The 13,085-nt window shown below is 56.6% G+C and carries 12 protein-coding genes; all 12 read right to left on the bottom strand.

What is annotated here, in order from left to right; all coding sequences use genetic code 11:
• Positions 1-378: 378 nt before the first annotated feature.
• The gene (locus PT275_RS00180; RefSeq protein WP_277151186.1) at positions 379-1,452 is read right to left on the bottom strand and encodes an aspartate-semialdehyde dehydrogenase; all 1,074 of its coding nucleotides are present in this window, start codon (positions 1,450-1,452) and stop codon (positions 379-381) included.
• Between the two features lie 379 nt (positions 1,453-1,831).
• Positions 1,832-2,374, bottom strand: a complete 543-nt coding sequence (locus tag PT275_RS00175; RefSeq protein ID WP_277153588.1) for an ACT domain-containing protein — start codon at positions 2,372-2,374, stop codon at positions 1,832-1,834.
• Between the two features lie 210 nt (positions 2,375-2,584).
• Positions 2,585-3,349 carry an aspartate kinase gene (locus PT275_RS00170; RefSeq protein WP_277151184.1) on the bottom strand — a complete coding sequence of 255 codons (765 nt, stop codon included), beginning with the start codon at positions 3,347-3,349 and terminating at the stop codon, positions 2,585-2,587.
• Between the two features lie 234 nt (positions 3,350-3,583).
• On the bottom strand, positions 3,584-4,186 hold the full coding sequence (gene recR / locus PT275_RS00165) for a recombination mediator RecR (protein ID WP_277151181.1): 603 nt from the start codon (positions 4,184-4,186) through the stop codon (positions 3,584-3,586).
• A gap of 3 nt (positions 4,187-4,189) precedes the next feature.
• Positions 4,190-7,237, bottom strand: coding sequence for a DNA polymerase III subunit gamma/tau (gene dnaX, locus PT275_RS00160; RefSeq protein ID WP_277151179.1), 3,048 nt, complete (start codon positions 7,235-7,237; stop codon positions 4,190-4,192).
• A 203-nt stretch (positions 7,238-7,440) separates the two neighbouring features.
• The gene (locus PT275_RS00155) at positions 7,441-8,001 is read right to left on the bottom strand and encodes an Rv3654c family TadE-like protein (RefSeq protein WP_277151177.1); all 561 of its coding nucleotides are present in this window, start codon (positions 7,999-8,001) and stop codon (positions 7,441-7,443) included.
• Entirely contained in the window at positions 7,998-8,465 is a 468-nt protein-coding gene (locus PT275_RS00150; protein WP_277151176.1) for a TadE family type IV pilus minor pilin, read from the bottom strand. The genes PT275_RS00155 and PT275_RS00150 overlap by 4 nt, the downstream gene beginning before the upstream one ends.
• 137 nt (positions 8,466-8,602) lie before the next feature.
• The gene (locus tag PT275_RS00145) at positions 8,603-8,890 is read right to left on the bottom strand and encodes a DUF4244 domain-containing protein (protein ID WP_348519501.1); all 288 of its coding nucleotides are present in this window, start codon (positions 8,888-8,890) and stop codon (positions 8,603-8,605) included.
• Positions 8,891-9,113: 223 nt separating this feature from the next.
• Positions 9,114-9,779, bottom strand: a complete 666-nt coding sequence (locus PT275_RS00140; RefSeq protein ID WP_348519500.1) for a hypothetical protein — start codon at positions 9,777-9,779, stop codon at positions 9,114-9,116.
• A gap of 388 nt (positions 9,780-10,167) precedes the next feature.
• On the bottom strand, positions 10,168-10,854 hold the full coding sequence (locus PT275_RS00135; protein WP_277151174.1) for a pilus assembly protein: 687 nt from the start codon (positions 10,852-10,854) through the stop codon (positions 10,168-10,170).
• A gap of 4 nt (positions 10,855-10,858) precedes the next feature.
• On the bottom strand, positions 10,859-11,848 hold the full coding sequence (locus PT275_RS00130) for an ATPase, T2SS/T4P/T4SS family (RefSeq protein WP_277151172.1): 990 nt from the start codon (positions 11,846-11,848) through the stop codon (positions 10,859-10,861).
• A complete protein-coding gene (locus PT275_RS00125; RefSeq protein WP_277151170.1) occupies positions 11,848-12,882 on the bottom strand; it encodes a hypothetical protein in 1,035 nt (344 codons plus the stop codon). Before PT275_RS00125 ends, PT275_RS00130 begins: the two co-directional genes overlap by 1 nt.
• Positions 12,883-13,085 lie beyond the last annotated feature (203 nt).

Raw genomic sequence — 13,085 nt, 5'->3', positions numbered from 1 at the left:
AGTTCCAGTATGTCACCTGCTCATGATGAAGCGTGAAGCAAACCATTTCAACGCTCACCGCATGCAATCCGCTTCACCGAGATGGGATCGTGGCTCCTACCCATTGTCTGGAGATTATAGAAACGCGACCAAAAGCACGACTTTCAGCTTTTCGTGCTTTTTGATCGCATACTTCTAAACAGGAGATGAAAATCACGGCTCCGAGCTGTTCCCCCACGATTACTACCCCAAAGAACCAGCATCACGAGGCAAAGCACAATTCCAGACCATTTCTATGCTTTTCGCAACAAAACGAATAATGCGACCAAAAGCACCATTTTCCATGCTTTTGGTCGCGTTGCAGCTGAGGCACGTGGGGCGCGCCAACACTATAAAAAGTTACGCACCAAAGTGCTTGCGGGCGACGATTTCGGCAAGTTCGACGGCATTGAGCGCAGCGCCCTTGCGCAGGTTGTCGTTGGCGATGAAGAAGGCAAGGCCCTTCTTGCCGTCGACGGCCTGGTCCTGGCGAATGCGGCCGACGAAACTCGGGTCCTTACCCGCAGCCAGCTGCGGGGTCGGGATGTCGTTGAGCTCGACGCCCGGCGCGTCCTTCAGCACCTCGCGGGCCATATCGGGAGTGACATCGCGCTCGAACTCGGCGTTGACCGACATGCCGTGAGCGGTGAAGACGCCGACACGCACGCAGGTGCAGGAGGCGGCGAGGTTCGGCAGGTGCAGAATCTTGCGGCTTTCATTGCGAAGCTTTTGTTCCTCGTCAGTCTCCTCGCTACCATCGTCGACGATGGCACCGATGAAAGGCACGGCGTTGAACGCGATGGTGCGTACAACCTTGGTGGGTTTGGGGAAATCGATGGCGGAACCGTCGAAAACGAGCTTGTCCGCGCCTTGGTCGACAGCGGCCTTGGCCTCGTTCATCAGCTGCTCGACACCGGCGCGGCCGGCTCCGGAAACCGCCTGATAGGAGCTGACAATCAAACGCTTCAAGCCGAAGTGGGTATCCAGCGCCTTGAGCACCGGAATGCAGGCCATCGTGGTGCAGTTGGGGTTGGCGACGATACGGCGCGGAATATCATCGAGGTCGTCAGGATTGGCCTCAGCCACTACCAGCGGCACGTCATCATGCATGCGCCACTGCGAGGAATTGTCGATGACATAAGCCCCGGCCTCGGCGAACTTCGGCGCCCAGACCTTGGAAGTGCCGCCACCGGCGGAGAAGATGGCGATGTCAATGTCGCTCAGGTCGGCCTTGGCCACGTCCTCGACAACGATGTCGCGGCCGCGCCACTTGAGCACGGTACCTGCCGAGTGCGAAGAAGCGAGAAAACGCAGGTTATTGATAGGGAAATTGCGTTCGTCAAGCACCCGGCGCATCACCATACCGACCTGGCCCGTGGCCCCCAGCACTGCGACGTTGACCTTACGCTGCTGCGTTTCGTTGGACTCAGCCATTGGTGTTTCCCTTCCGCTTTGCGATTGCCTGCTTCTGGCCGGTATCGCGGTAATCCCTTGCATTTCTTTGCCACCCACGCGCAAAAGCGGCAGGCTACATATGTGGCACATCATAGCGCGAGGTGCCACACGGCAACAGGGCCGTGACGAGTATGTGAGACATCAGCGTCATGGCACGTCCAAAGACCGCATTTGAAAAGGCTCTGTTTCCAAGGACTACGAAAAAGTAGAACCCTATAAAATACTACAAAATATCTATCATTATAGCGATGTAATAACGATTCGACAATTCCTGTTTTGCTTGGTTCCCGATAAGGCGACGATTCCGGGAACGTTCACTTTACAGACCGGCTAGACAGGACCACCGCAAGGCAGCGCCTCAGCGACCGGTGCCGCCGTAGACCACCGCTTCAACCTGATCGGAATCAAGTCCGTAAGCCGTATGCAGCGCGCGCACCGCGTCATCAAGCTGATCGAGCGGGACGAGGGCGGCGATGCGGATCTCGGAAGTCGAAATCATCATGACGTTGATATGTTTGGCGCTCAGGGCCTCGAAGAACTTCGCGGCGAGACCGGAATGGGTTTTCATTCCCACACCGACCACGGCGACCTTGCCGACATTGCTGTTGACGAAATACGATTCGTAGCCGAGCTTGGCTTTCTTGCTGTCAAGTGCATTCTTGACCGTTTTCACTGTGGCGTCGGGTACAGTGAAGGAGATATCGGCCTTGCCGGTGGACGCGCCGGCCTGTACGATCATATCGATATTGATGCCGCTTTTGGCGAGTTCGGTGAATACACGCGCCGCCATTCCGGGCTCGTCCGGCACTCCGCGCACCGTGACGAGGGACTCGGTGCGATCGTGTGCCACTCCGGAAATAACCGGGGTTTCAGGCCCGAGATCAGGAAAAATGTCGCCCATCGACTTGTTTTGGGTCTCGGCAGACTTGCCCTTGTTGGATTGAGATTCCGACTGGCCAGCCGGATTCACGCCATTGTCTGTTCTGCGCTCACTGCTCATTGTCGTTTTCCTTCGTTGTCTTGTTCGTTTCGTGCCCATTGAGGCTTTATTGTCTTAAGACTTTATTGCCGTTCATGCCGTTGGATGAACTTGTGTTTCCGTCGTCGCCGCTTATTGCAGGTTCGGCAGCTTCCTCGCGTCGACACCTTCCGGAACCACCAAAGTGCCCATCCGGTGCGAAAATGAGCTGCGCACGTGCAACGGCATATTGAATCGCTGGGCGTATTCCACACAGCGCAGGGCAAGGACCTTCGAACCACAGGAAGCCATTTCGAGGATGGCATCATAGCTGATGGATGGAATGCGCCGGGCACTGGGAACGATGCGGGGATCGGCGGTAAAAATGCCGTCAACGTCGGTGTAGATCTCGCAGATATCGGCACCGAGCGCCACCGCGAGCGCCACCGCTGATGTGTCTGAACCGCCGCGGCCAAGAGTGGTGTAATCGCCGTCGGCGTTGATGCCTTGGAAACCGGCCACAATGGCGATTTTGCCGTCACCGACAACATGGGCGACACGTTCGGGCTTCACCGACTTGATGTGCGCCGCGCCAAATTGGGCATCGGTCATAAAACCGGCCTGCGAACCGGTGAAAGAATAAGCGCGTTCGCCGGCGGCGTGGATGGCCATCGCCAGAAGACTCATCGAGATACGCTCGCCTGCGGTCATCAGCATATCCATCTCTCGGGCCGGAGGGTTGGAATCGATGCTCATGGCTTGGTCAATCAGGTCATCGGTGGTATCCCCCATCGCCGAAACCACGACGGCCACATTGTTGCCCTTGCGTTTCGTCTCCACAATGCGTTTGGCGACGCGCTTGATGGACTCGGCGTCGGCCACAGAGGACCCGCCGTACTTTTGCACGATAAGCGCCACGATGTTCCTTGCTCTTCCCCGGCAGATGCGCAACTCGACGCATGCCGCCAAATCTCATCACCGACCACAGCACAGTACGGTGCAAAGTCGCGCAATATAACGGGCACTGCGGTCGGTTTCGACAGTAATGATTGAATTATATGCCAGTGTCACGCCCATCCGTGCCGCCTACCACCATGCGGGCATATTCACCCCGAACCACCTCACCGTTCAAGCACAGTGGAACCGAAAAAATCAGGCTTCCTGACGCCCCTGCAAGGCACGGCCCAAGGTGATTTCGTCGGCATATTCCAAATCGCTGCCCACCGGCAGACCGCTGGCCAGACGCGTGATCTTGATGCCGAGCGGCGAAAGCAGGCGGCTCAGATAGGTGACCGTCGCCTCGCCTTCGATATTGGGATCAAGCGCCAGAATGATTTCCTTGACCTCATCGGTTTTAAGCCTGTCCAGAAGCTTGGGAATGGCCAGGTCACCGGGGCCGACGTTGGCCATCGGGTTGATGGCGCCGCCGAGGACATGGTAGACGCCATGGAATTCGCGGGTACGCTCGATGCTCATGACGTCTTTCGGCTCCTCGACCACGCAGATAATAGAATGGTCGCGCCGTGGATCCGAACAGATCGGGCATGGGCTCGTTTCGCATACGTTGCCGCAGATTTCGCAGAACCGCACCTTTTCCTTGACCTCGCGGATGGCGTCCGCCAGGTCCTGAGCCTCTTCGTCACTAGCCGAGAGCAGGTAGAACGCAATGCGCTGGGCGCCTTTGGGACCGATGCCCGGCAACCGGGCGAACCCATCGATAAGGCGCTGGATTGCGCCGTCATAAGCCAATGCCATCTGCTATCGCCTTTCTTCTTCGGGGTGCTTTTCCACCGGTTTGATGTTCTTGGGATTCTTGGGATCGTCCGCCTTGAAGGTCTCGACCTTTTTGACTTCGAACAGTTTCTTGAGCTCATTGAAGTCTATGGATACGGCATCGCCCAACGATTGGTCACTTAACGAATAATCGTCATCTTCGGCCGCCACTTGTGGATGTTGTTCGCTGTTGCCGACCGGATCGACATCCTTAAAACGCGCAGCCACGTCTCCCCTGTCATCCGCATTAGAGGCAGGGACATCTTGCGTGGCCCGCGATTGCGGTTGCCGGTCGTTTGGCGACGCAAAACCATGATCGGCAGGGTTACCGGTTTGGTTTGGCGTAATGGCGGAATTATCGGCTTGAGGGTGCGGCGATTCCTGTTCACGATTGAATACGCCCTCTGACGATGCCAAACCGTTGAATCTGTTGCCGGTTTCCGGCTGACACTCGACCGTGGCACTGTCGCGACCGTTGGGATAAGTACCAGGCTCGTCGGGTTGCATTTCAGTTGCGGGGGTGGCCCATGGATCCACGCCGTCGCTGATGTCGGGTACCGCCACATGTTTCTTGTAATGCGGCGAAACGGAATTATCGGATATACCAGCAGAACCTATCTGGGTAGCGTCGCCCGTTTCTGGATGCCCAGATACAGGGACCGCCTGTCTGTCCTCTTGTCTAAAGTCTTTGCCTCCCGCTGGGCTAGGTGCCGGCAAAGGCGAAAACCACGGGTCATAATCGACATCCGTCGAATCTTGTGACGGCGGTTTCGCCATCATCGGAGCAGGATCGTCAACGGGCTGCGCTCCGGCATCAGGAGCAATCCCCTTATTCCCGACCCTCTGCGAAGTAACCTCTCCATTCTGAGAAGCAACATCTCTGGCACTCGGGCCAGCGCCATCAGGCCCGTTCAGAACGGAATTGCTTTCAAACCCATCAGACTCGGCTTTACCCCGTCGGTGAGAGGAATCATCCGGTTCCCCCGCCGCATTGGTATCGGACTTCTTGTGTTCTTTGGGTTCAGAAGCAGCATGACCCCCCTGCCCGGAACTCATACCCAGCCCACCGGCTGCCGAGACTTTGGCAATCGCGATGTCACGCTTGACTTTGGCAAGTTCTTCCGGTTTCATGCGCTTGGTCGATATGACCTTTTCGCCATTTGCTGCCACGGCGGTGGGGGCGATCATGGTGTGGGGCCCGAAAACCGAGCGGACACCCTCCCATACCACGTTGGAGGCCTTCTGCCCATTGTGCTTAGCATCAGAAGCAAGAGCCAATGCGAACGCATGCTGGCTTAACGCGCAATCGAAAGTCATCGAAAGACGCGATTTCCCTGAACCGTTGGTCGCCAACGAAACCGTAGTAACTTTATCATGATTCACATAGTCGCGAACGTTTTCAGGCAATCTTGTAAGTACCGCATCCCACTTTTCCTCCACGGTCGCATTCGGGTCGACACCGACCGTTGCCGCCGCAGTGGATTGACCGCCACTGGTGCCGACGTTTACCTCAGCACTGCCGGATTCGGCATTCGTGCGCAGCACCTGCTGTTCGTTGCCATTGCGTGGATTGCTGTTCTGTGGATTCTCATTTTGCCCATGGCTCTGCCACCCGTTCGGCTCACTATTCATGATCGAGTTTCCGGATGCACGCCGTGGACCAGAATTACGCACACTGGTGTTGCCCTGCGATTGCCCTGTTTGTACGGAACCATTGCGTGCAAAACCCTGGGCCGAGGAATTACCTTGAGCAGGAACCTTTGGATTGCCTTGCTGGGGGTTTGAAGCATTCCTGCTGGAACCGATGAAACCACTGTGCCCATGCGCGGTCTGATTCCCAGTCGCGCCGGTGCTGCCAACAGAAGCTTGGCCTGCCGAACTATCCGCACCAGAAGCTGAAGCCGCTGACGATGCCTGCGCAAAGCCACTCTCACGACCTGCCAACAACTTCGCGGCCAACAATTCCAAACGCATACGAGGCGAAATCGCGCCGGTCATATTGCCCAACGTGTCGTTGATAATCTCGGCCATTGCGGTGAGTGCGGAAAGCCCCAACGCCGAAGACTGACGATGCAGGTCGCCCATATCCTCTACCGCGGAATCGTCGCTCAGCACTTTTTCGGCCTTTTCTCCGCCGAGCGTCAGCACCAGCAGATCACGGACACGCGAAAGCAGATCCTCAACAAATCGTCTGGGTTCAAAACCTCCCACAACGACTTTCTCGATGACCGCGTAAAGCTTTCCACCATCCTTGTTGATGACCGCGTCAATCGCCTCTCCAATCAGTTCATCAGGGGTGAAGCCAAGCAGCGCGACTGTGGAATCGTATGACACTTCATTATCCACGGCTCCGGCCATCAGCTGGTCAAGCACGGAAAGCGTGTCACGCACCGAACCGCCACCGGCACGCATGGTAAGCCTTAAAACACCCGGCTCCAAATCAATGTGCTCCTTGTCGCACACCTCTTCCAGATAGGGTCCCATGACTTCAGGCGGAACCAAACGGAAAGGATAATGATGCGTACGCGAGCGAATGGTCGAGATGACCTTGTCCGGCTCGGTGGTGGCGAAGATGAACATGACGTGTTCCGGCGGTTCCTCCACGATCTTGAGCAAGGCATTGAATCCCTGCTGGGTGACCATGTGGGCCTCATCGAGAATGAAGATCTTATAGCGGTCACGAGCCGGCGCGAACGCGGCACGCTCACGCAGTTCACGGGCATCCTCGACTCCGTTATGGCTGGCAGCGTCGATTTCGACCACGTCAATCGACCCTGGACCACCGGTGGCCAGATCCTTGCAGCTTTCGCACTCACCACACGGATGAGAGGTGGGCCCCTTGGCACAATTGATGCATCGGGCCAAAATCCTGGCAGAACTCGTCTTGCCGCAACCACGCGGACCACTGAATAGGTAGGCGTGAGTCAGCTTGCCTTCATCCAAGGCTCGTGAAAGCGGGACAGTGACCTGATCCTGCCCTATGATGCCGTCAAATGTGTCTGGCCGATACCGTCGATACAATGCAAGTGCCATACTTCTAACCTACCTTCACCCGACTATCTTGGCGACGTTTCACGAGCGGAATCGCTTTGTTTGTGCAATAAACCCTGCGAGTCAATTATTCGCGACTCTTTGCCTTTTGTCGACCTTTTCTGAGCCTCTTGGTTCATGTGAATTTTCATCCGAAACCAAAAGACAACGATATCCGATACCTTGCGCAGAAAACGAACAGGACTTCACGAACATTCTACCGGCCCAGCCCGAGCCATGCGGGAAACGAGTGGCACGAACGGAACCGACGTTCTGACCGCGACTTTCACCGTGACATCCTCCTGGTCAACTTTGCAGGTGGTCAACGAAGCCTTGTTGAGCGAGGAAGCGAGTCGAGATTTGAGGCACGGATCGTAGTCCCCGTCTCGTGCGGATTGCGCCCCGGCGATAGCCGACTGATCGGCAGCCGATCTGGCCTGTGAAATACAAACCAGCAGGTTGCCGCCCAAGGCGATAGCCGACATCAGCACCGCCGCAACGGCGATCAGCATAACCCCGCTCACGGTTCCGGACGCCTCGTCACAGGCACGATACGCCCAAAACCGCTGACGACCAGTCGATGAACCGGACACAGGTTTGGCCAACCGAAATAAAGTGGACAGATGTTTTTGCCTGCCCTGTAACAGGAATTGCGCACTAAGAGACAGAAGGCGATTCCTACGTTTGCTGCAGCCCTGCGTCGGATCGTTCGATCCTACGCACCCAGGCTCTTCTTTGGCTTTGTGAGGTTTCTTCTGACTCCTCATTGCACCACCCCCGTAGCCTTACCCATCACTGCCATGGGCAACACATGCATGGGATCAGGCACCACCCGGCAGCTGACAGTGACCTTGACCTGCTTCAATCCCCTCGATATGGAGACATTGGCATCACCGCCAGCGGCCTTGTGTGCGGCAAGCCGAGCCTCAGCGTCGCTGTGGGATACAACCGCCACCCGCGCAGCAGCCGAGGCGGCATCCTGACAGTTCATCTCGACCGTCACGGCCCGCGCCAGCATCATCAGCAGCACCGCCATCGCCATCACGGCGGGAAGAACCACCGCAAATTCGGCGGTAACGGCACCCTCATCGCTACGGGCCCGACGACGAGGACCAAAAGAACCAAAAATTCGATGCCGATTACCGGTCACGTGGACACGAAACCGCTTACGCAGGCAGCGTATCCACGTAACCAGCGAACAAACCGTGCTGTCCAAGGAGCTGACAGCCATCGGATACAGGCGCCTACATGGATAGTGGGCAGCCGATCCTTGCGATTGCATCCTTTGAAGTGACATCCTGCACTGCATCCTCTCCGCAACCCATGTCGTTCATCTTCACTGTTCCCACATTGGTAAATCTCAACGAATCAGGCCATCTTGAGCGCCTTTTGGACCAATGCCATCAGCAGCGTTCGCACGGCACCGGATTTAAGCAAAGCGACCAACACTGCAGCAAACCCTGTGGCCGCCACCAGTACGACGGCATACTCGGCCGTAGCCGCACCTTCATCCGGTTGCGCCATGACGGTACGCATCCTGGCATCCAGCAGACACAGCCGCCCCTTGACCTGCCTGGACCGTTCGGCCAAGCGTCCCCTGAAACGGGTGACAGTGCGGCTGTTGCTTTGATCGATTGTTGTCAATTCCTTACTCATGATTACTCCTTTGACGCTTTTGGTCTTTATCTGCATCGCAGCCTTTGCATTGCGATACCCATAGTCTGGCAGAAACGCGCTGGATACCGTGGCGATTCCGGGCACTGTGGTCGGATGCTATGGGTTATACACATTCCGGGCGTGTCGCGTTTTCTGTCAACAACAATTGTTGACAGCAATGTGGAATGCCCAAAAGTTATCCACACCAAAAAGCAGCACCTGATCAATGACCGACGAAGGAACCAATCGCCGGAATGATGCCAATGAGCATGAAAGCAGGCAAAAAGCAAAGACCCGTTGGCAATAAGAGCCTTACTGAAAGCCTCTGCGCCGATTGCTCAATCGAGGCACGAGCCCGCGCATCCAGCTGTTCGACCGCACTTTCCAAAGGCCCAACGGGCGAGACACCGCGAGTCCAACTGTCTTTGAGCGCGTCATCAAGAACTTTCAATGCGTCGAGTGCAAAGGCAACATCACCCGATGGAGTCTCGTCTCCGACGCTCTTCCGGTGTTTGCCTCTTGTGCCCGACGATACGGATGCTTGCTTATCATCTTCACTGCCGCTTCGACATGCCAACGAGGCAGCAAGCCATGCATCCTCCCAGCTGTATCCGAACATCAATGAGCTTGAGGCCTTGCGCATTCCTGCCCCAAGTCTTCCTGCAACAATAGAACCGATCACCTCGAGCGCACGCGGGATAGACGTCCCTTCCCGCATCGCCACCGCCATCATTTCCAATATGACACCCAGAGAAGGCTGCACTGCAGGTGTTTGATCAAACGAACGCAATTGCTCGCTGACCCGTCCTGCAGGCCAGCGCCACAGTAGCCATGCGACACCCATCAAACACCCTGAAATCAGCGAATCCATATCCATTGTTCCTGCCATTATCGTTTGTTTCCCGACTTTGTCCCTTACCGATTCGGACCTCGCCGACTTAGATTTGGCAACATACCCGATGCCGGTAAAGGAAGACGGCCCGTTCTGCACAATGGGCTCTATTTCTGTTCGTTGTCTGCCTCACGCCCCACACCTCACGCCTCGCACCTCGCACCCTGCGCTCCAGCCCCACGCCTAAAGACCCGCTTCCCAGAACCAGTGCCTAGAAGGGCGGGTGGTTGGACGAGTTGAGGATGAAATGTCCGCTTCCCCGAACCAGCACCTAGACGACTTGCTCCTTCTAGGGCCCACACCTAAAATTCTGTTTCGTGGACCCATAACTCCAATCGTTACTCCCGTCATCACTGCCAAGGCAACAACGATTTACCCTCCTGATTCAGGACAATTCCCCTCCACCATTCAATTGGTACTCCCCTGAGCCGATGCCATCCATCAACGCATGCATCCACAGCATTCCAAGCGCGTATGTCCCCGCACCCAGCAACAGACATACACGTCCAGCCGCATTGCCGAAAAGAAACGCAATTGGCGAGGCACCCATTAGTTCGCCCAAAACAAGCGTGGCCAATGGCAACAAAGAAAGAAGTTTCACCGTCGATTTCGGCACGGTGAACGCATTGTCCTTCAAGGTCTTCATCATCCGATTGCGACGATAGGACGAAGCCACCGCGTCCAGACAATGCGAAGCTTCACAACCCAGTGTTTTGCTCAATCTGCAGGCGAGATCAAGCTCGACAGCGGCACAATCCGCCTGTTCAATAGTTTCCTTTGGACCCAAACGAGCACGCAGCATATCCTGCAGCTGAGCGCGACCGGGCATAGTCGCGGCTGAGTAAAGAGGCTCATCGCTCATTTGTTCGGCGAATGCCTGTTCAAGCGAACCGCCTGCCTTCACATACGCCTTCAACGTCTCAATGCATGAAAGGATACCGATCTGGCGAGGATTCGAAGTGGGTTCACCCGCCGAATCCCGCGCCCTCGGCTTACCGGCTTCATTGGGCCAGCATATACATACAATCGCAACAACCACCAAGAGCCCAGTCATCAATGCGTAAAAATCCATACAATCACCCAGACCAACGGCTGACGAACGTGTCCCACTCCGGCCCAGGAACCGGTATACCCAAGCCGTTCCAAGCCGCCACCGATTCACCGACGAAGTGCTCGCGATCTACTAAAAGCCTGCCTATCTGTACGATTCTGCGTTTGCCGTTACGACGTTCCAGATGCAACACCACGTCAAAGGCCCCGGCGGCCAACATTGTCAGTGCCGCTTGGTTGAGGCCAGCCAACAAACCCAATGACACCAGCCTCGACGGTACACGATCGACGCTGTCGGCGTGCAATGTCACCATGCCTCCGTGGTGCCCGGAATTGAATGCACGCAACAGATCGGCAATCTCCTCGCCACGGCATTCGCCCAAGATGATGCGATCCGGACGCATACGCAGCGTGGCCTTCACCAATTCCGGCAGACCGATCGCACCTGCACCTTCCACGTTGGCTTCACGGGCAACCAAGGAGACATGGTTGCCGCGCCCGAGATCACCCAATTCACGCACCTCCTCGACACTGACAATCCGCTGTGCAGGGTCCGCCTGGCCAAGCAATGCCTTGAGCAGCGTCGTCTTGCCAACCCCGGTGCCACCGGTGATCAGGATCGTCGCACGGTTGTTGACCAATCCACACAACAGCGGGAACCACGAGGCAGGGAACAGACCCTGCTCCCCCAGTCCGCTCAACCGAGGAACCATCAGACTCGGCAAACGAATGGAAATGCTGGCACCGAACGGCACGATTGGGGCGATCACCGCATGGACACGGACACCTTCCACACTTGAGGCATCCGCAATCGGGCAGGCATCGTCGAGCCTACGCCCCAATTGTGCACACAGCTGGGTGGCGTATTCGCGCACGACCTGCGGGGAACGGAACGGCACCGCAGGATGATACTCCAGCATCCCACTTCCACGATCGACCCATACCCGACCCTCACAAGTCACGGCCACATCAGTCACACGACTGTCGCCAATCAGCTCTTCAAGCGGTCCGAACATCAATGCCCATCGTCTCCTTCGACCGATTCGCTGATGGCTCGTGCCAACTTACCCATCACTGTCCGATCGGATTTGGCGGCCTTAAGTCCCAGCCCTTCCAATGCGTCGCTGGTTCTGGCGCTGTTGGGGCATATTGGTCCAAGAACCTCATGGCCCAAATATTCACTGGCTTCGTCAACATTTACAACCCCACGCCGCCTGGATGTGCCTCGTGTCTCAATGCCGACGATTGCGGCAAGTTGCGGTGATCGGGGACTCGTTCGCCGCTCAGCACCCTCGTCGACAGCAAAATTGCCGTTGTAAGATCGCGATGGCGTATGCGATGGCCGGCACCGTGATGAATATGAAGGCGGGTTTGGCCCCGGACCGAAAAAATCACCAAAATGGTCCTTCTGCAGCATCCCACTTCCATCAGCAAAAAACGACACGAGCCTGCCCAACAAGGCTTTGGCACGCGCCAGGCCGAGTACCGAAAGCTCTACGGCAATCACGATCGGAGCCGAACACAAGTCGGGAATCATCTTTATCAGCCGTCCACGCGCACCGTCGACGAGCACCATGTCGCTTGCTCGTTCCAGTGCCTCCAACACCGCCTTCACCTCCCACCATTCGGGAATCTCGCCGTTCCAAGAATCGAAGGCGAGAACGGGCACGCCTTCCCATTGCGGAAGCCGTTGACGCAACACCTCGCCGTCGATCTTGCCCAGAGGCACGTCCAGCATGCCAAACCGCAGGCCTTTGTCATTTTCAAGGCCAAGAAGCACATCAAGCCCGCCAGCATCAAAATCCGCATCGACCAATGAAGTTTTAATGCTTTGGGTTTTGAGTTCCAACGCGGTCAGCGAGCACAGAGCGCTCAAGCCCACCCCGCCGCTGGCCGAAAGAAAGATGACCGTATGTCTGCCGAATGAGTGGCTTGTGAGCTTCTTGACACTTGGCGAGCTTTTCGACGACGGTTGAGGCGATCTGAAGCAAGCCCCTATTCCCTCTTCCTGCGCCGTCTGCGGCATCGGCGGTTGTACAAGAGCCAGCATGCCGGACGCCTTGGCATGAGGATGACAAACCGCTATTGTCTGCGACCCTGACTGGTCTGGTGCACGAGGCGTATGAAACGGCTGAGACGTAGGAGGCATTTGAACATTCGAAGGTGGACTTAAAACGTCCGGTCTTTGCAAAGAATATGACGGCGTCGACGAGTTCAACGGGCGGGAACCGGTACTCCTTGGCATATCCGGAG

The organism is Bifidobacterium sp. ESL0745 (assembly GCF_029433335.1).
In the GTDB taxonomy this organism is placed as follows: Bacteria; Actinomycetota; Actinomycetes; order Actinomycetales; family Bifidobacteriaceae; genus Bifidobacterium.
This window is presented reverse-complemented; position numbering and strand designations above follow the sequence as displayed.

Bases quoted from the DNA above. Each gene is read 5' to 3' on its own strand.
- PT275_RS00180 (WP_277151186.1), bottom strand. From the start codon at position 1,452: ATGGCTGAGTCCAACGAAACGCAGCAGCGTAAGGTCAACGTCGCAGTG.
- PT275_RS00175 (WP_277153588.1), bottom strand. From the start codon at position 2,374: ATGGGCGACATTTTTCCTGATCTCGGGCCTGAAACCCCGGTTATTTCC.
- recR (WP_277151181.1), bottom strand. From the start codon at position 4,186: ATGGCATTGGCTTATGACGGCGCAATCCAGCGCCTTATCGATGGGTTC.
- dnaX (WP_277151179.1), bottom strand. From the start codon at position 7,237: ATGGCACTTGCATTGTATCGACGGTATCGGCCAGACACATTTGACGGC.
- PT275_RS00155 (WP_277151177.1), bottom strand. From the start codon at position 8,001: ATGAGGAGTCAGAAGAAACCTCACAAAGCCAAAGAAGAGCCTGGGTGC.
- PT275_RS00150 (WP_277151176.1), bottom strand. From the start codon at position 8,465: ATGGCTGTCAGCTCCTTGGACAGCACGGTTTGTTCGCTGGTTACGTGG.
- PT275_RS00145 (WP_348519501.1), bottom strand. From the start codon at position 8,890: ATGAGTAAGGAATTGACAACAATCGATCAAAGCAACAGCCGCACTGTC.
- PT275_RS00140 (WP_348519500.1), bottom strand. From the start codon at position 9,779: ATGGCAGGAACAATGGATATGGATTCGCTGATTTCAGGGTGTTTGATG.
- PT275_RS00135 (WP_277151174.1), bottom strand. From the start codon at position 10,854: ATGGATTTTTACGCATTGATGACTGGGCTCTTGGTGGTTGTTGCGATT.
- PT275_RS00130 (WP_277151172.1), bottom strand. From the start codon at position 11,848: ATGTTCGGACCGCTTGAAGAGCTGATTGGCGACAGTCGTGTGACTGAT.
- PT275_RS00125 (WP_277151170.1), bottom strand. From the start codon at position 12,882: ATGCTGGCTCTTGTACAACCGCCGATGCCGCAGACGGCGCAGGAAGAG.